This is a genomic window from Bacillota bacterium (assembly GCA_013178045.1).
In the GTDB taxonomy this organism is placed as follows: domain Bacteria; phylum Bacillota; class Ch66; order Ch66; family Ch66; genus Ch66.
In genome coordinates this window covers 1-18112 of the sequence record JABLXP010000024.1, presented here as the reverse complement: position 1 = coordinate 18112, position 18112 = coordinate 1, and the positions used below count along the sequence as shown (strand labels likewise).

The following is an 18112-nucleotide window of genomic DNA, read 5'->3' as shown; positions in this document are numbered from 1 at the left end:
CTTGTGATTAGTTCAATAATATTGCTCCGACTTCTTTCGATATTTAGTCCCTCAAACCACAGGCGTTCAGCTTTTCGGTCAGAGTCATCGTTTATCATCCTCCCCCATGATTCCATCCCTTCCTAAACCAGGCTAGAAGAAGATTGAGGACCTCACCTCTCCCACCCAATCATATTCTACTAAATAGATATGTTCTCTTAATTTAAAACATAACACAATTGCCAATTGTTATCAAGGTATTCCAATCTATTTACTAATAAACAGCATAACATCTCTTGCCTTATTCCGAGTAATATGCTATGATATGAATGCAGATTATTCCCATTCATTTACTTAACAGGTCCCAATTAGATTGGCTATCTTGAAGCAAGGAGATGGGAGACCAAATGCGACGAGTATACCTCGACCACAGCGCTACCACCCCGGTTCACCCCGAAGTCATTAAAGCGATGACCAAAAGCATGAGCAGTAATTGGGGGAATCCTTCCAGTATTCACGCTTTTGGCCGTGAGGCCCGGCGGGATGTGGAAAAGGCGAGATCCCAAGTGGCAGATCTGGTTGGAGCTAAACCGGAGGAAATCTATTTTACCAGCGGGGGCACAGAAGCCGATAATCTGGCATTGATCGGTATCGCCATGGCTAACGGTCAAAAAAAACGGCACATAATTACCTCGGCGATCGAGCACCACGCCGTCCTGCACACCTGCGAGTTTTTGGAAAAAAACGGTTTCAAAGTAACCTATCTACCGGTTGACGAATTTGGGAGGGTGAGATTGGCAGATGTCGAAGAAGCTCTCACGGAGGAAACGCTCTTAATTTCGGTCATGCACGCCAATAATGAAGTCGGGACGATTCAACCGATAGCCGAGATCAGCCGGCTGGCCAGGGCCAAAGGAGTCTACGTGCATACCGACGCGGTCCAGACGCTCGGAAAGATCCCGGTCAATGTAAACGACCTGGGGGTAGACCTCATGTCACTCTCCGGACACAAGATTTACGGACCAAAGGGCATTGGCTGTTTGTACATTAAGAAAGGCACCCGGATTCATCCCACCACTTTCGGGGGAGGGCAGGAGAACAAGCGGCGAGCCGGCACAGAGAACGTGCCTGGAATCGTCGGATTTGGCCAGGCGGCGGAATTGGCTGGACAATCCCTGGAAAGTGAAGCCGCCCGGCTGAAGTCCTTACGCGACCGGCTGGAGCAAGGGATTTTTTCCACAATTCCACACGTTAAGCTAAATGGTCATCCGACCGAACGACTACCTGGCCACTTAAATGTGAGCATTGAATACGTTGAGGGGGAATCACTCCTGCTGAGTCTTGATCTCAAAGGCATTGCCGCTTCCAGTGGTTCAGCCTGTACCTCAGGTTCTTTGGAACCTTCGCACGTGTTAATGGCCATGGGTTTATCGCCTGCCACCGCGCATGGCTCCCTGCGGCTGACCCTGGGTCGAGAAAATACCGAGGAAGACATTGATTACGTGCTACGTGAGTTGCCACCCATCGTCGAACGGTTACGTGAAATGTCAAGTCTCTATGTCGGTCAGAAAGGAGCGGCCAAACATGTATAGCGAAAAAGTGATGGACCACTTCATAAACCCCAGGAACGTCGGAGAAGTATCAGACGCCAATGGGATCGGCGAGGTGGGGAACGCGGTTTGTGGCGACATCATGCGGATCTCCATCAAGGTTGAGGAAGGTAAGATTGTCGATGTGAAGTTTCGGACATTTGGCTGTGCCGCGGCCATTGCCACCAGCAGCATGGTGACCGAATTGGTTAAGGGCAAAAGCCTCGAGGAAGCTATGAGCATATCTAACCGGGCAGTCGCGGCGGCTTTAGACGGTCTGCCGCCCCAGAAAATGCACTGCTCCAACCTGGCGGCCGATGCGCTGCACAAAGCTATCGCAGACTACCACGCCAAGGGGAAGGCTTCTTAGCCTTCACCTTAAAATGCGCCCAATGCGGACGCGAACTGGAGAACAGCGCAGAGATTAGTTCCGGAGATTGCAAGAGTTGCCTGTGTGAAAGTTACCGTTCGGATGCCAGTTCATTCTCCTGTAAAGAAAACTAAGCTTGCGCCAAGCCCTTAGCCCAGGCGGAAGCCTTAGTTGTACTTATGTCGATCAGAAAATGTTATACTTTCTGATCGACCTGGAAAAAGCCGGACTTCCTATGGAAGCCCGGCCTTTTTGCTGAGTTTCTACCTTAGAACGCCGGCACTACTCTACCTTTTATAATTTTCTTCCAGGAATTTCTTTACTTCGGGAGAATTAAGAGCCTGCCTCAGCTTTTTCAGGGCCTCCTTATCCTGGTCCTCAGGTCGGACAACCAGCACGTTCGCAAACGGCGAATCTTTGTCCTCCAGGAATATAGCGTCCTGTACCGGGTTAAGTTTGGCTTCCAGGGCATAGTTGCCGTCCGCTAATAAACCCGCTGGCTCCGGCGGCAAGAATAGGCCAGGAGCGCATACACCGCCGCCCCGGTGAATATCACAAAAACTTAAATCCAGCGGTTATAGCAAGCATCATGGCCATAATTGAGCCGATAACCGAAAACCACCCATTTACTCCCCAGGCCAGGGGAACGAGCTTGACCTGACCTTCTTCCTCCAAAAGACGCAGGCCGGTGGGAAATGGCAAGCCCATAGTTAGGCCCCCTGGACAAAGGTCCGTACCCCGGGCAAGTCGTAAACATTCCCGTTATACCTTCTCAATTCTATTTTTGAGCAGCTCGATTTCATTTGGGTCATAATGATTCTCAAAATTTTGTAATGATTCCATTCTCAGCAACATAAGGCACCTCAGCGAACTGGTCTTGCTGTAAGCAACAGTTAAAATCAGCTTCGAGACCCAGCCTGACCACATGCCGGTAGACCGCCGATTCACGCAAGAGAATCAGCGGGTCATTACGAAAGTTTTCATATATAGACCGCGCCGCGACCGCACTGTCAGCCAGTCCAGTCGATTGTGCTCGCAGTCCAGGGCTTCAATCAAACGGCAAATTAAACCGGCACAAAAATAGTCATCCAGGGAAAAGCGATCACCCATGCCTGCGCAGAGAACAACCAGGTCAGAATCCATTTCATTGGCCAATTGATATGCCCGGGTTGCTGCCGCCCGAGCGTTTAAAAAAGAGCCAATGAGGATGTGGTTCGCTACCTGAACTCGCCGAATCGCCCGCGTGCCGTTAGAGGTTGTCAGAATAATGGTTTTACCGCGGACAACCTCAGGGCTATATTCCAGTGGCGAATTTCCTAGATCAAAGTGGGGGATTTTCAAGGCGCCTTGCTCTCCACCCCGCAGACAAAAGCCAGAAACAAATTGTGCCGCCCTCTCTTCCGCTTCTTCAATCGAGAGGACAGGAATAATTCCACAAGCGCCATTATGGAGTGCGGTAACCATGACGCTGATTGTTCGGAGAATATCAATCACTACCACTACCCTGTTCTCCAGTTCCTCCACTGGCGTCCGGGCAGCTACGTCGTAAACAATAAGTTCCATTTTAAGGCCTCCTCTCCAACCTAAAATAACTACACCAATCTCACTACCGAAACAGTATATGTTCCACCCGTGAATTTCATAAAAAAAGCAACCAGCGGTTAACTACCGTGGTTGACCACAATGACAATTACAAATTATTGGCTTCTGACCAACAGTTTTCGCCGGAAATAATTTAACATGGTAAAAGCCTCATCCAAACGGAAGACAAATAAAGCTATTCCATAACTCGCTACCCCCACAATTATCGCCGCGCCAACCTGGACGGCCCGGTGGCTGGTGTAGGCTAAATCCAGTCGAGTTTCCAGCCCTAGCGCCGTCAAGTAGGTCACTGCACCCATAACCAGAGACGCCGCGAGAATCTTGGCCAGAGACATTAACAGCCCGCGGCTTTTCAGAGAGGGCAGTCGGGGAGTGAGCAACCAGTACACGAGCAACATGTTCAGAATTGAGGCCAATGAGTTGGATAAGGCCAATCCCACCAGTTGCAGTGGTTTAACCAAAATAATACTCAAAATTATATTAAAAATAACTGCGGTAATACTGCATTTGACTGGTGTCCGGGTATCCTGGAGGGCAAAATACACCAGATCAATCAGGTTAAACTCGCTCATGGCAAATAAACCAATTGCCAGAAACATCAAGGCCTGCGCAGTCATCTCTGTTGAGCGCGCATTAAAGGCACCGTGTTCAAACAAGAGCCGCACGATCGGTCTGGCCAGAACAAATAAACCCACAGAGGCTGGGATAGTGAAAATGGCTACCAGTTTAATACCCAGCTCGGTCGTTCTCCCCAGGCTGTTCAGATCACTGCCCGCGGCTTCAGTAGACATGGTGGGAAAAATCGCCGTTTTAATCGCCATCACAAAGAGATTGAACGGTAACAGCACCAGTTTGTTCCCAAAATTTAGCGCAGCGATACTTCCAGCAATCAAACCTGAAGCCAGGAAGTTATTGACCGCAACGTAGATCTGGTTGGCAGCAGTACCGATCATAACCGGGAGGATCAGTCGACCAACCTGTCGGGCTCCAGGATGAGCCAGATTTAAGGACAACAATCGGTACTTTCCCGGCCGCCTGCGCAGGGCCGGTATTTGGATTAATACCTGAACAGCAGTAGCCACCACAGTACCCAAAGCCAGCCCAATAATGCCATAACGACCAGCTAAAAGAAAAATAGACGCAATCACCGTGGTGCTGTAGGCAACGGAAATAAAAGCAGGAGCAGCAAAATGCTGATAGGCGTTCAGGATCCCTCCTATCAATAGACTTAGTGAATAAAAAACAATCGTAGGAAACATAAGCCTGGTTAAAAATGACGTTAACTGCTCCTGATTTAAGTCAAAACCAGGCGCAATCAGCCGCACCAGATACGGCGCAGTCAAAATACCAATCAAACATAACCCCGACATGACCAGGACCGTCGCGTTAATCAGGGTGCTGGCCATCTCCCAGGCTTCATCTTCGTTTTTCTTCAGGTAAGCCGTAAAGACTGGAATAAAGGCCGTTGCCAGCGCTCCACCAATCAGCACATACAATAGGTTGGGAATGGTGAACGCTACCAGATAGGCATCTGTGACCTGGGTCGTGCCAAATTTGGCGGCGATCACCTGTTCCCGCACAAAACCCAACAAACGTCCAATCACACTAACGGCCATCACCAGGCCGGCGGCCTGGAGGATCTGTCGCTTCGTCATTTAATCACCTGTCTCTAACCAAGCTGTCTCAGGAACAGAACTGGCTGGAGTAGTACTGCCCTCCAAGCGTGGAAGGCTCACCATTATGCCCGCGAAAAACCAAAAATACGTCACCATCATCGGGACTTCAAAGACATTTTCTACCATATTGTGGAAGATTACCGCCACTAGACCAGCCATGATCCCCCCGGCTAAACCCCGGAACCAGGGATCTTTGAGCTGATAAACGGTATGAGCCCCGGCACGCAACACAGCCAGGAGCAACCAGAGCAGGGCGCCAAGTCCAAGCACGCCCATTTCTGCCCCGGTTTTCAGGTAATAACTGTCTGTATAGTTACCTTTGACAATCGGACTGCGGGCCGCCACCGCACCCCCCACTTCGCCAAAACCCTGGCCAACCAGCGGGTGACGTTCCCATTCGGCCACGGTTTCCGACCAGCGGGCAATTCTTCCATCTTTTTCACTGCTTACCCGGTACTGCGGGCTGGCTATAAAAGCCACTCGCTGGTACACAGTGGGGAGGGCAATCGGGACCAACAAGGTGAAGATAATCAACCCGATCAGCACCCGGCGGTCAACGACCAGCCCAAAGACCAGGAGGCCAAACGCCAGTGCTAACCAGGCACCCCGGGAAAAAGTCATGATCAAACAAACTCCCAGGACAGCTGTGACAATCAAGAGCACAACCCGCCATTTCCAACGCCGGTCAGTTAAGAAAAGACCAAAGGATAGCGGGAAGGTCAAGGCTAATAAACTTCCCAGCACATTGGGACTGCCGACAATCGAAAAGACCCGCGTCCGCAAGCCAATTTCATAGGCGCTTTCATACCAATCGGTCGGGATCGGCACTTTAATCAGGTACTGGTAGAAACCGTAAAGAGAAATTCCTGTCATTACCAGTAAGACCCAGGCCACCAACTTTCGGACCTGCTGCGGCCGGTCGAGCAAATTCACGGTCAGATAATACCACAGAATGAACTCAATGACGACCCGTAAACCTTCCAAACTAACTTGGGGGTGAGGAGCAGGAAGAATGTAACGAAACAGCGAAATACCAATGAAGAATAACACTGGCCACCCCAGCAATCCGAACCGCACTTGCAGCTGCCCGGTCCGGCTAGCATGGGTCAGCCAGACGACCACCAAAACCACAAACAGCAGCTCATCCCATACGGGTGAAAGCAAGCTGTGGTTGAGCCGCAAAACTGAATCAATGACGGCGTAAGCGGCCAGCAGATATAATCCCAGCGACGGATACACCAGGATCAAGACCAGGCCGGTCAGTCCACCTAATACCGCAATTACAGTTGGCCCTAAACAATAGAAGCCTGTTCCTAGAAGCAAGCCCACGATTAATGGCGGCCATGGCGTTAATGAAGCCGTGGGTTTTATCGCCTCCGGATCAGCGTCGGGTAAGTCACCCAACCAATCCTTCCCTGTTCGCCACAACCAACAGGAGACACGGAGAGATGTCCATGGTTGCTTAATTAGGCTGGCCGCCAGACTTATAAATAACAACAAATAGAACCCCGCTATTTCCTTGGGATGATCCGGTCGGGCCAATGCCAAACTAAACAACAGGTAGATACCAGCAGCACCCAGCCCGCAGAAACCAAGCCAGCGGAGCGGAGCCTGGAGAAAACGTGCAAACTCAATGTCCCAACGGCAGCGAAGGAAACTGGCCGTTGTCATCACCCTCAACCACCGGGCCAATCGGTTAAAAACCAACTTGTTCAAGGTTTTCAGGCCACCTCGGGCAACTCGAACAGTGATCGCACAGTTTTCAACGGGTTGGATCATTTGCTGCGGCACTAACCAGCCGGTGCAGTAGCTACCGCGGACCCAATCAGCAAAAGCCTTGCCCACTCTAGCCAAACAACTACTGACATATAACCATTTCAGGGAGGAACTGATTCTTAAAATAAACTGCAGGACCAGAGAAGAACTAAGCAGATTCACCAATCATCACCACACTCCCTTAGGCGGATAACAATTTTCATCCACCCTACTATACTATAGACAGGCCTAAATCTCAATGATAAAATAACTTTGAACTGGTCCAGAAAGGACAGAATTCAACATGCAGATGAGCGATGGCCTTAAATATCAAATGAAGGCTTTGCTGGTAGCTTACTATTTTCCACCCTTCGGCTCTCCCCAGTCGATCCGGTGGATCCATTTAGTTAAGCAGTTAGCTGCCAGCGGATGGGTATTTGATGTGCTAACGATCCAAGCACTGCCCAATCGGCCTGACTATGATCCGGAATTGTTATCTTTAATTAATAAAGAAGCGGTAACTTTTTACCGGACATATCCGGGCCCGATTGCTGTGAATAAAAGGTATAACTCCTCTCCCCCTAACCAACAAAAGGTCTCTTCTTCTCTTGCTCGTTTAAAATGGAGACCGCTGATCAAGCGCGTCTACCGAGCAATGGTCCGTCCACTGCTCATTCCTGATGACGAAGTTGAGTGGACCCCATGGGCCGTGAGGACGGGCCGAGACCTGCTGGCAAAAAATCACTATGATGTTGTCATCTCCTCCGCTCCGCCGATGAGCACTCATCTGGCAACATTACTGATGCTAAAAGGAAAGAACACACCCTGGGTTGCCGATTATGGAGATCCCTGGGTGTTTAACCCCATGCAAAAAGTGCCCGGTTGGCGAATTACCTTGGACCGGCAGCTGGAGACTATGGTGTTACGTCGCATCTCCAAAATGATCGTAACTACAGAAGCGTGCCGTCAGACCTATTTACAGCACTACCGGTGGCTGGTACCAGAAAAAGTAAAAGTTATCCCTCAAGGGGCCGGGGTCAGCCCGGCCGAGCTAAATCTTCCAGCCAACAACTGTCCACCGGACCGCATGTACCTGGTACACACGGGCAGCTTCTACGAAGAAGGTCGGGATGCTACTCCTCTATTAGAAGCCATGGCTCTATTAAAGGATTTGCCGATTGAGCTGATTCTGGTCGGGAATCTTTCTGACTACTATCAAAAATTAATCTTCAGTTTGGGCCTGAGCCAGCAGATCATCTGTACCGGCTACGTTAATCACCAGAAGGCCCTCGGTTATCAGCAGAAAGCTGATTTATTGATTTATTTCAGCAATATATCCCCCTACCAGATCCCCGGCAAACTCTTTGAATACCTGAGTGCACGCAGACCGATCCTGGGGATAACGTATCACGAGACCGACGATGGTTCTGAACTGATAAAGAACTATCGGCGGGGAATCGTGGTTGGTCGACAACCCCAAAGGATCGCCGAAGAAATTCGACGGTTGTTCCAGCTCTGGCAGACTGGCGACCTTTCAGGCCACTTCAACCTGGAACCAGTCACCGACTTCCACTGGGACAAACTCGCGGAACGATTGCATACCGTGTTATTAGATGCCATAAGAGATTTTCAAGCAGCTCCACAACGTCAAATCAGCTTGTAGAAACCACCGTGCCAAACACGGTGGTTTCGCTGCATTCCTTAAAGCTCCTGATAAAATTCCCTATCTGTATCGGGGCCACCCGTACCTTTCAAGACACGAGTTTTGTAAAACTACTATCAGCTCTCGGATGTAATTAAGTTTACAAAGACCAATAGTCATAAGGATCAAACCAAAGCAAATTGCCAAATTTACGTGAAGAAACTTCCCTTTAAGAGACAACATCTTCACCAGCTTTCTCCAAAATACTGGCAATTCATTTTGCATATTCGACAACTGGATACATCTTCCTGCAACTTCTGGAAACACTTAGTTTCGAATACCAGCAGGGCGCTTAGTTGTAGCAGTCGGCAGGGGCTGACCTGACTCCTAATGAGTCTCGTTCTTCTTTACTGTATGGTCCGGTCGCAAAGGAAACTGAACAGGCTTGACCGCTGGCGTAAGCACTTGAAAAGAAAAACCTTGTCTCTTTAATCCTTCAATGATCTCAGGAAGAGCAGCCGCAGTAGACAGCTTGTCCGAAGCATCATGCATAAGAATAATCGCGGTCTTATTTTGACTGGATTGGGATAACACATTTCGAACAATGTCAGGCGCCGGAATATTTCCGCCGAGGGCTGCATCGCAGGAAGAAACATTCCAGTCGTAATAAACATACCCTAAATTATTTAATAAGCGCACGTACTCAGCGGTAAGAAAGGCATTGGAACCACCAGGTGCCCGCATAATCCGCGGCTTTATCCCAGTAATCTCATTGATTATCTTTTCTGCGTGCACTAAATCATCGACAAATGCCTGGGGACTCTGATAAATTCGTGCGTACTGGTGAGAATATGTATGGTTACCCAGAGCATGTCCCTGTTCGATAATGGCCCGGGCTAGTTCTGGATAAGCTTCGACTTCCCAACCGACAACAAAGAAAGTAGCCTTAACCTCATATTTTTTCAGCGTAGCCAGGATGAGTGGAGTCACCTCCGGACTAGGACCATCATCAAAAGTAAGATAAGCTATTTTTTCCGGCAAGGGAGCTGGCTTATCTTTAACACCATCTTTAACACCAGGTTCTTCATCGACTGGTCTTGACAAGGGAGGCAGTTCTGGCGTAGGTTCAATCTGGGCTGCCGCTGTGGGTTGGGGCTGGGTCGGGAGGATTGGAGCCGAGTCCGGCTCAATTGAAGAATAGAGGTAGTAACCAGATAGCCCGGAAAGAATGCCAAAGAGAGTAATAAAAACAATAAGCTGGTATCGCCGGTTATTCACGCCCTTCATCCTTCCTAGCAGGGGCTTGATTGCTAAATACAATTGTCTTACTTATTGGCGATTAATTCTCAAAAACCTGCCTGCTTTTCGCTCCGGGGAAGAAAATATTTTTCTGTCGCCCAACGAAAAGGAAAAAGCTGCTTTTGCAAGCAGCTTACTGGTCTTACTCTTCTTCACATTCGTCAGGTTCGGAGTCGGGCTCATCGCCCTTTGTTCTTCTTAAATAGAAGATCCATCACCTCGAACTTTGACTTATTGGGTAATACCCTTTTTTCTCTTTACATTAAGTGTACAAATTTTTGCCGTGCGACTCAACCCCGCTGAAGGACTGCCATCAGGTATAAGGAACCGTAGGACACCTTGCTCAACTTTATAAGGCCCAGTTTCGTCTGATTTTCCGTTCTTATCACCCCAAACTACCGCGTTTGCCGGTAATCCCAGCGTTAAAGTTTGGTCAGTTTATTGTTTGCAAGCGGTTTCCTCAACCAGTTTATATGCTATAATCTTGGTAAGGGGGAGTCGTATGAATGAAGATTTAGTAATTAAACCTGGCGTCAGAATGGCGTTAAAAAACGATCCAAAAGTCACGGGCACAATCACTAAAATGGGCTACGGCTACCTGATCTGGGAAGCCGATCAACCGTTTACTATCGAATATAACGGGAAAATTCATTCCGCCACCCGGATTGTCTTCCGCAGCAGCCGCGAAGCCCGGCAAAAATTAGATTTTATTGATGAGAGTTAAATGCTGAGGATTAGGATGGTGATGAGTATTGGTTAAACTTTGTGAAAAGTGTCGGAAGAAGTCAGCCATCGAAGGAACCTGGTGTCATCAATGTACCACTGAACTGATCACCAAACTTCAAGAATATAACGCCAATAATCCGAAAGTCATCCGGGTGCTCACTTCCCTCAAGATGAATCGCCACAAGCCCAGACCGAAAATCTAACCGATTAGCCGTGGCAAGGATTACATCCTTAAAATTATTACCGAAAGAGCTTAATCCTTTTTAGAGACAAATTCCGGTAGAGCAGTCACCATTTTGCCGGCGAAACAATAATATGTATCAAAAATCCGTTGGCATAAAGGGGGGACTGCACATGGCTGATGGTCAAACGACATTCTTTGGGAAGAATTTCATCTGGATAATTATTATCCTGTGCCTGATTTTCTTCTTCGCACCCAGTCTCGGGATTTGGGAAGAAGAAGAAGAAAAGTAAATTAATACCCTATACGCGGAGGTCTTTGGAGAAATCCAAGACCTCCTTGTTTGAGGAAAACTTTGGTATGCTGGCACACCAAAAATACGATATGGAATATGATATTCCAGGGAGGTGTAAGTCGATGAAACCGATGGAGCCGATCATGCCTATAGATCAAGTGGAGCTTAATAAGCCTATGGATTCTGCTTTAATCGTTAACAGGATACTGGGTATCGTGCTCGGGATCTTCGCCCTGACCGGCCAAACACGGGTTAGATCGGTTTCATTTGGCCCGGGAGAAGTTGTTTTTTCCTGGGAAGGTAGATTTTTTCAATTTTCTGACGTTCCTATCTCCCCTCGGCCGGAACCAATTAGACCAGTTCTTACCATTCTGGACATTTTTCTGGGCATTCTGCTAATCCTTGGGGAATTGCATCCCGTCAGTCTTTTTCACATTCGGGGGAAACAAACGATTTCAACCACCGGGCCAATCTTCCAGATCCCTAGGCTTTCAGGGATTAAAAAAGAAGATTCGTCCATAAAAACGATTATTCACATTTTAAACATAATTCTAGGCGTTTTCCTGCTGATACCCGGGCATTTATTTCTAACCGGCTTCGCGCCGCTGGTTCTCGGCCGAACAGCCCTGGCCGTCACCGGGCCGCCCTTTCAGCTTTCCACCAGCCCGGGCACAGTGCCGGGCAAGGAACCGGCGCGAACCGTCGGTCTGGCCCTGAGAATCGTTGTCGCCTGGCTCCTGCTGATTAATGTTTTCACCGTAAGTGGTTTCACCGTCTCCCCCGAGGCCCTCAGTTTTTCCATCCGCAGCCCGGCTATGCAAATAAGTCCTTGAAAGGAGAGTTTAACCTTGGCTATTTCTTTACAGCCCCGTGACCTATTAGTGCTTTTTGCGGCTCTATCACTTACCGTTTTTTTTCTATTAACCCCCAGCAATGGGGTATAATAGCATCTTTTTCTTTTTTATTTAGCAGGGAGTGGTTTCAATGTTAATCGACTTAAAAATTCCTGATAACCTGCAAGTCAATGAACAACAAACAGGTTGGGATAAACGATCAATAATAGCCGCGATCTTTGGTGCGCTAGGGACAGCCAGCCTCATTTTACTGGCTCTCATCACACCACCTTTTCGCGCTAAAGAAAACGATGAAAATTTCTAAAAATAATTGTATCTATTCTAGTTGACAACATCGTAACCGGCATCGGCGATTGCCTTCTTCAGGTCGGCTTCAGCCACTTTTTCTGGATTAAAGCCGACCTTAACTGTCTTACCAGCAAGATCAACGTCAACTTTAGCCACTCCTGACAGGTTATGCAAGGCTCTTTCAACAGTCATTTTGCAATGGCCGCACGTCATTCCCTGAACTTTAAGCGTCACCTCTTTCACCACATTATCACCTCCACCCTTTGAAAAGCTCAATTCCCTTCACTCAACTTGGTGTGAACTTGATCACCACCTGAAGCGCCCGGGCCAACATCTCTTTCGGGTCGATTCCCTCATTGACAGCTGCTTCGTAACACTGAATCACATAATGCTCGGCTAGTTTAGCTGACAACTTATCAAGGGCCGCTCGAATCGCAACCAACTGGAGCAAAATGTCATCACATTTACGACCTTCAGTGATCATTTTTTCGATCCCGTTAAGGTGCCCCTTGATCGTGTGCAAACGGTCAATTAATTCCTTTACCGCAGTTTCGTTGAGATCGTCCATTTTCCCAATCCTTCTCTCGTCCGAATCATACTCCTTCACCTAAACGTCTGACCACATAGTTGCTGACTAAGTAGAGCATGACGCTGACATCTTCCAGCAGACCTAAACTAAATTCTGATCTATTATCCGTTTCAGTTGAGCTTTACCGGTATAGCCAATCACTCTTTCCACTGGTTGACCGTTCTTAAACAAAATCAAGGTAGGGATTCCCATTATTCCATACTGGCTGGGGGTCAGCCGATTTTGGTCAACATTTACTTTGGCCACCTTGATTTTTCCGGCATACTCGACGGCAATTTCCTCAACCACCGGGGCAATCATTTTACAAGGACCGCACCAGGCCGCCCAAAAATCAACCAGCACTGGTTGCTCAGCATTGAGTACTTCCTGAGTAAAGGTGTTGTCACTGACGTTCACAACATTATTGTTCATTGTGCATAACCTCCTTTGGTTTCTACCCCCTCCCCCTATGGGGGTTTAAGAACAATATATCCTCACTATGAAGCTTTGTCAAGACCCACCTCGAAAAACTCCCTTCGCTCGCGTTCAAAGAGAATTCAAAGAGAATAAAAAAGCCTGACTGCTTTGAACCAGTCAGGCTACATTGAGTAAAAATTTGGTAACTAGCAAATTACTTGGCAAAAACGTGTTTGCCAATCCGGGCAACCACTGGGCGAGACCAAATCCATTTATTGATTGTCTTCTCCGGGTTATAGTAGTAAAGAGCGCCATGGGTAGGATCCCAACCATTTAGGGCATCCTGGGCGGCCTTATAAGCTGTTTGATCTGGTTGAAGATAAAACTGGCCATCGCTGACCGCCGTAAAAGCACCTGGTTGGAAAATCACCCCGGCAACCGTGTTGGGAAAAAGTGGGCTTTCTACCCGGTTCAAGACAACTGCCGCCACCGCCACTTGTCCGACGTAACTTTCTCCTCTGGCCTCACCATAAATCAGTTTAGCTAATAGAGTCAAGTTGTCCCGCGAGTAGCTACCAGCACGGCTGGGCTGGGCATATTGCTGGGGAATAATAAGTCTCTGCCCTGGATAGATATTATTTGTTTTTAAACCATTGGCTGCCTTGAGCGAGTTTACTGAAACCCCGTAATACCGGCCAATCTTGTACAATGAATCACCAGCTTTCACGGTATAGCTGGTGGCCGCACTTGCCGGCATTGCCAGGGCAACCAGAAAAAGGAACAAAAATAAACTAAAAGTGAGCGTAAGAAACCATCTTCTCAAACTATGTCCTCCTTTCACGCCTCCGGAGTTAGCTGACGGGTTCGGTGAAAGGCTAAGCCCTACCTTACTATCCAAGTTTGACGTGTTCCCCAGCAAGTACACCACGCAAACCCGGAGTTCAGGATTCACCCCTCGTCCCTTTACTCAAAAGGACACTGGTTCCTCCGTACCATACGGATTCGGCGTTAATATGTTGTTTACATAAAATTATAACAAATAGCTCGTCTGCCATCCTTATGAGATGGATGCCATGTCCTCCATTATTTATTATTATTTCCATTCTCTGTAAAATATAAACAAGACAGGATTCCAATCAGCAGCAATGTGGAGATAATCGATTCGGCCCTGACCAGATTCAGGTGAGGCAGGTAAGGCAGTCGAGGAAACACCCCGACCACCCAGTCAAAATAATCAGCGATGGCAAACCATCCCGCGGTCACAAGCAACCGCCGGCCAGTCAAGCGCAGAAACTGAGTCAGCCACAAACCTTCAAGAAACATGCCCAGATGGGCCACAAACAATACAAGTTCTTCTCCCGCATAAGCCAGTGTAATCTCCAGATGCTGTAACTTAACCGCCCCAAAAAAGAGGCCAATGGTACTTACGGTCCAGGCGCCATACTTGAGCAAACCGAACCAGGTAATGACTTCGAACAATTGATTGCGCCGGTTTAGCCGGATCCCTAGCAACATCAGAACGAAAAATAGAGCAAATTCAGGACAGTCTGGGATAAATACCCAGTATTTAATTGCTGTATGTGCAAGTTGTTCCTGGTACCAAAAAAAACCCAACCCAGTTCCAAACAGGTTCCCCAAAATTACACCCAGAATGAACCAGGGTTTCTTAAACCAGTTCCTCAAGCCGGTGGCCTCACCTTCTGTTAGATGTAGCATATTATAAATTGCATCAGGAGCAGCGAAAAAATGTCTTTGCGTGAATTTCCCTGACGGCTGAAAAAGAGGAAGGATTGGTTGCCGGAAAAGCGAATATGAAAACAAACGAGGAAAGGAATGATTTGAAATGACCGTCGACCGAGTCCTGTGGAATGAGATGTTTTCCGCTTTGTACGCCGACGAAGATGTCCCACCCGAGCAAGCCACCAGCAAATACATTGACTACTTTAATCAAGGAACGGATTTTCTGGCGGAGAGTAATTTTCCGCTGGCCATCGCCTCACTCCTGAAAGCGCTTGGTATCTATGACCGGTATTTTCTGGTTCCCGAGGTACAGACTTCAACGGAGATATTCTGGAAACAGTTGGTGCAAACACGTTCACAACTCTTAATAAAATTAGGTTTTGCTGCGTTAGGTATGGACTTTCGGGACATGACCAAAGCATTCTGGGAGCGTGCCGTGAAGGAAGGAGTTTCTAATGAAACACTAGAGAACTTTCGGCGCTGGAGTAAGCAATTTGATCTGGATTGGAATTACTAACGGTATCCCGTGAAAACATCTCTTGCCGGACGACATATAATATGATAAGATAAATCTCAAATAAAAACTCCCTGAAATGTAATGCGGAAGAAAAGTAAGCCAGCAGCGCCATCCAGGGAAGAGATGTCGTGACTGGAAGCATCTCCATGGCAAACCTGGCTGAAGTTCCCTTCCAAACAGCAGGCTGAAACTTGGATCAACAAGTAAGTAGGCTGCGCCGGAAACTTCCACCGTTAAAAGGAAGCAAGTATCGGATGTCGATTAGTGTCATCCCGTACTTTGAGTGGGTTCATCATCAGCACGATGGATCAACTAGGGTGGTACCGCGTGAAGTTAACACTTCTCGTCCCTAAAGGCGAGAAGTTTTATTTTTTGTTACAGGAGGGAGTTACAAAAATGTATTGGAACAAACAACTCGAATGCTTACCAGCCGAAGAACTAACCAAATTGCAGCTGAGCCGGCTCCAGGCTGTGGTCGAACGAGTCTTTAATTGCGTTCCCCATTACCGCAAGAAGCTGCAGGCCATTGGCTTCGCGCCAGGTGATCTCAGATCCCTCGAAGACCTGCAGCGTTTGCCATTTACAACCAAACAAGATTTACGCGACAACTATCCCTTCGGGTTACTCACCGTTCCGCGAAAAGACATCGTCCGCATTCATGCTTCTTCGGGGACAACTGGAAAACCAACTGTTGTCGCTTACACCCGAAATGACTTGCAGACCTGGGCTGACCTCATGGCCCGGGCCCTGACTAGTGTGGGAACCAACCAGGATTCCGTGGTGCAAATTGCCTACGGGTACGGCCTCTTCACAGGTGGCCTCGGTATCCATTACGGCGCAGAGCTAATTGGCGCTTCGGTTATTCCAATTTCTGGGGGCAATTCGAAACGCCAGATCATGGTCATGCAAGACTTTGGAACAACCGTGCTGGCCTGTACCCCCTCCTACGCCCTTCATCTGGCCGAAATCATGGGAGAAATGGGGGTCAATCCCCACGAGCTTAGCCTGAAAGCGGGGGTATTTGGCGCTGAACCCTGGTCCGACTACATGAGACAGCAGATTGAAAATAAACTCGGCATTGCCGCCTACGACATCTATGGACTGAGTGAAATTATTGGGCCGGGTGTAGCCATGGAATGCCCGGCCAGACAGGGATTACACCTGGCTGAAGACCATTTTCTGGTAGAAATAATTGACCCAGAAACTGGCGAAGTTTTACCCGAAGGAGAAACTGGCGAGTTAGTTATCACTACCCTCACCAAAGAAGCCTTACCGGTAATCCGCTACCGGACACGTGACATCACAGCCATCCACCGACAGCCCTGTGCTTGTGGCCGCACCCATGCGCGCATGGAAAAAGTTACTGGCCGCAGTGATGACATGATCATCATCCGCGGGGTTAACGTGTTTCCTTCCCAGGTAGAATCGGTATTACTACAAAACCCACACATCGAACCATTCTACCAACTGGTCGTCGATCGGCAGGGAACCCTCGATCAACTGGAGGTCTTGGTTGAAGTCTCACCAAACTTCAAGGCTGATGAAGTTAAGCAATTGGAACAATTACGCCAGCAGCTGCGGCGAGAATTAGAAAACACACTCGGAGTTTCACTGAACGTGCGGTTGGTCGAACCTAAGACCATCGAACGAACCGAAGGCAAAGCGAAGCGAGTCATTGACCGGCGAATTATTTAGAAAAATCCTTCTAGAATATTTGATTAGCCATAAATAAAGCCGCCCTGGTGGGCGGCTTTATTTATGGGTTAAGGTAGGTAACCTTTTTAGACTGTTCTTAATACAATACACTATAAAATTATATCAGCTGTCGAAGAGGAAGGAGGAATAAAGCTGAAAAAAATATTGTTCAGATTTGATTGGCGTTTATTTTTTTCTACCCTGGGGTTAGTTTTTTTATCTGAAATGGGAGACAAAACCCAAATTACTACGATGCTCTTAGCTGGAGCCAAACCCGCCCATATTTTATGGGTCGCTCTTGGCTCGGCAATGGCATTAATTTGTACCTCTTTTCTAGAGGTTATTATCGGCTCGGCAGTTATTGCTCGTTTTGTTAAACCGGCAACCATAAAACTCACTTCGGCATTACTTTATATTGTCCTTGGAACCCTGTTAATCTTCGGGGTAATCGGCGCTAATTTAGATTAATTTTTTTAAGGAGAACAAGATCATGAGTTTAAAGTTACTGACTTGGTTAACCACGTATGTACTGATAATACTATGTGAACTGGGCGACAAAACGCAAATGGCTGTGTTAATGATTGCCAGCAACAACCCAACCAAACGTTGGCTAATTTTTGGGGCCAGTGCTTTGGCCCTCACCTTATGTGTCACAATCGAAGTAACCATGGGAGTTACTATTGCCAACTACATTGGTCCAGCAGTCATTAACAAAACTGCAGGATTTGTGTTCTTCGCACTTGGCATATTAACCTTGATTCAACATATTAAAGTTCCAGAAAAAATGCTAATTGAGCCTTTTGCAATTTTCCAACACTTGATTTACTAAGGATTTTAGGGCCATAAAAAAGGACTTCACCCCAATTTGGAGAAGTTTTCAAGTAACCAAACCGAAAACCCCATAAAGGAGTGAAGTCAC

22 protein-coding genes and 1 pseudogene are annotated in these 18112 nt (G+C 47.8%); 11 read left to right on the top strand and 12 right to left on the bottom strand.

Annotation, left to right across the window (positions count from 1 at the left end):
- The first annotated feature begins 386 nt into the window (after positions 1–386).
- Positions 387–1571, top strand: coding sequence for a cysteine desulfurase NifS (gene nifS, locus HPY81_09550; protein NPV27661.1), 1185 nt, complete (start codon positions 387–389; stop codon positions 1569–1571).
- Positions 1564–1938: a Fe-S cluster assembly scaffold protein NifU gene (nifU, locus tag HPY81_09545; GenBank protein ID NPV27660.1), complete on the top strand. Its 375-nt coding sequence runs from the start codon at positions 1564–1566 to the stop codon at positions 1936–1938. Before nifS ends, nifU begins: the two co-directional genes overlap by 8 nt.
- A 268-nt stretch (positions 1939–2206) precedes the next feature.
- Here the strand turns inward: nifU and HPY81_09540 are convergent.
- From HPY81_09540 to HPY81_09515, 6 genes and pseudogenes are all read right to left on the bottom strand, one after another.
- Positions 2207–2510 (bottom strand): annotated as a pseudogene (locus tag HPY81_09540) (hypothetical protein).
- Positions 2491–2646, bottom strand: a complete 156-nt coding sequence (locus HPY81_09535; protein NPV27659.1) for a hypothetical protein — start codon at positions 2644–2646, stop codon at positions 2491–2493. Before HPY81_09535 ends, HPY81_09540 begins: the two are co-directional and overlap by 20 nt.
- A 112-nt stretch (positions 2647–2758) precedes the next feature.
- On the bottom strand, positions 2759–2977 hold the full coding sequence (locus tag HPY81_09530) for a hypothetical protein (GenBank protein ID NPV27658.1): 219 nt from the start codon (positions 2975–2977) through the stop codon (positions 2759–2761).
- Complete coding sequence (locus HPY81_09525; GenBank protein NPV27657.1) at positions 2896–3501, bottom strand: 2-phosphosulfolactate phosphatase; 606 nt, start codon at positions 3499–3501, stop codon at positions 2896–2898. The genes HPY81_09530 and HPY81_09525 overlap by 82 nt, the downstream gene beginning before the upstream one ends.
- Before the next feature lie 134 nt (positions 3502–3635).
- Positions 3636–5195, bottom strand: a complete 1560-nt coding sequence (gene murJ, locus HPY81_09520) for a murein biosynthesis integral membrane protein MurJ (protein NPV27656.1) — start codon at positions 5193–5195, stop codon at positions 3636–3638.
- Positions 5196–7157 (bottom strand): O-antigen ligase family protein, encoded by a 1962-nt coding sequence (locus HPY81_09515; GenBank protein ID NPV27655.1) that lies wholly within the window; start codon positions 7155–7157, stop codon positions 5196–5198. It abuts the gene before it with no gap.
- Between the two features lie 124 nt (positions 7158–7281).
- Between HPY81_09515 and HPY81_09510 the strand changes: the two genes are divergently transcribed.
- Positions 7282–8634, top strand: a complete 1353-nt coding sequence (locus HPY81_09510) for a glycosyltransferase (protein ID NPV27654.1) — start codon at positions 7282–7284, stop codon at positions 8632–8634.
- A gap of 366 nt (positions 8635–9000) precedes the next feature.
- Here the strand turns inward: HPY81_09510 and HPY81_09505 are convergent, their stop codons facing one another.
- Positions 9001–9891, bottom strand: a complete 891-nt coding sequence (locus tag HPY81_09505; protein NPV27653.1) for a polysaccharide deacetylase — start codon at positions 9889–9891, stop codon at positions 9001–9003.
- A gap of 523 nt (positions 9892–10414) precedes the next feature.
- On the opposite strand from HPY81_09505, the gene HPY81_09500 reads away from it, so the two are divergent.
- The 4 genes from HPY81_09500 (at position 10415) to HPY81_09485 (ending at position 12272) form a co-directional block, all read left to right on the top strand.
- Positions 10415–10636, top strand: a complete 222-nt coding sequence (locus HPY81_09500) for a hypothetical protein (protein NPV27652.1) — start codon at positions 10415–10417, stop codon at positions 10634–10636.
- 28 nt (positions 10637–10664) lie between these two features.
- Positions 10665–10841, top strand: a complete 177-nt coding sequence (locus HPY81_09495; GenBank protein ID NPV27651.1) for a hypothetical protein — start codon at positions 10665–10667, stop codon at positions 10839–10841.
- A 395-nt stretch (positions 10842–11236) separates the two neighbouring features.
- Positions 11237–11947, top strand: coding sequence for a hypothetical protein (locus HPY81_09490; protein NPV27650.1), 711 nt, complete (start codon positions 11237–11239; stop codon positions 11945–11947).
- A 151-nt stretch (positions 11948–12098) separates the two neighbouring features.
- Positions 12099–12272: a hypothetical protein gene (locus HPY81_09485; protein ID NPV27649.1), complete on the top strand. Its 174-nt coding sequence runs from the start codon at positions 12099–12101 to the stop codon at positions 12270–12272.
- A gap of 17 nt (positions 12273–12289) precedes the next feature.
- Here the strand turns inward: HPY81_09485 and copZ are convergent, their stop codons facing one another.
- The 5 genes from copZ to HPY81_09460 form a co-directional block, all read right to left on the bottom strand.
- Complete coding sequence (copZ, locus tag HPY81_09480; GenBank protein ID NPV27648.1) at positions 12290–12499, bottom strand: copper chaperone CopZ; 210 nt, start codon at positions 12497–12499, stop codon at positions 12290–12292.
- Between the two features lie 43 nt (positions 12500–12542).
- A complete protein-coding gene (locus tag HPY81_09475) occupies positions 12543–12824 on the bottom strand; it encodes a metal-sensitive transcriptional regulator (GenBank protein NPV27647.1) in 282 nt (93 codons plus the stop codon).
- 102 nt (positions 12825–12926) lie between these two features.
- On the bottom strand, positions 12927–13256 hold the full coding sequence (gene trxA / locus HPY81_09470; GenBank protein ID NPV27646.1) for a thioredoxin: 330 nt from the start codon (positions 13254–13256) through the stop codon (positions 12927–12929).
- Between the two features lie 199 nt (positions 13257–13455).
- The gene (locus HPY81_09465; GenBank protein NPV27645.1) at positions 13456–13998 is read right to left on the bottom strand and encodes a LysM peptidoglycan-binding domain-containing protein; all 543 of its coding nucleotides are present in this window, start codon (positions 13996–13998) and stop codon (positions 13456–13458) included.
- Between the two features lie 326 nt (positions 13999–14324).
- A complete protein-coding gene (locus tag HPY81_09460) occupies positions 14325–14957 on the bottom strand; it encodes a DUF1405 domain-containing protein (protein ID NPV27644.1) in 633 nt (210 codons plus the stop codon).
- A gap of 127 nt (positions 14958–15084) precedes the next feature.
- Here HPY81_09460 and HPY81_09455 point away from each other — a divergent pair, with 127 nt between their 5' ends.
- The 4 genes from HPY81_09455 (at position 15085) to HPY81_09440 (ending at position 18022) form a co-directional block, all read left to right on the top strand.
- Positions 15085–15498 carry a hypothetical protein gene (locus HPY81_09455; GenBank protein NPV27643.1) on the top strand — a complete coding sequence of 138 codons (414 nt, stop codon included), beginning with the start codon at positions 15085–15087 and terminating at the stop codon, positions 15496–15498.
- 396 nt (positions 15499–15894) lie between these two features.
- On the top strand, positions 15895–17193 hold the full coding sequence (locus HPY81_09450; GenBank protein NPV27642.1) for a phenylacetate--CoA ligase: 1299 nt from the start codon (positions 15895–15897) through the stop codon (positions 17191–17193).
- A gap of 225 nt (positions 17194–17418) precedes the next feature.
- Positions 17419–17661 carry a TMEM165/GDT1 family protein gene (locus HPY81_09445; protein NPV27641.1) on the top strand — a complete coding sequence of 81 codons (243 nt, stop codon included), beginning with the start codon at positions 17419–17421 and terminating at the stop codon, positions 17659–17661.
- Positions 17662–17683: 22 nt separating this feature from the next.
- Entirely contained in the window at positions 17684–18022 is a 339-nt protein-coding gene (locus HPY81_09440; GenBank protein NPV27640.1) for a TMEM165/GDT1 family protein, read from the top strand.
- Positions 18023–18112 lie beyond the last annotated feature (90 nt).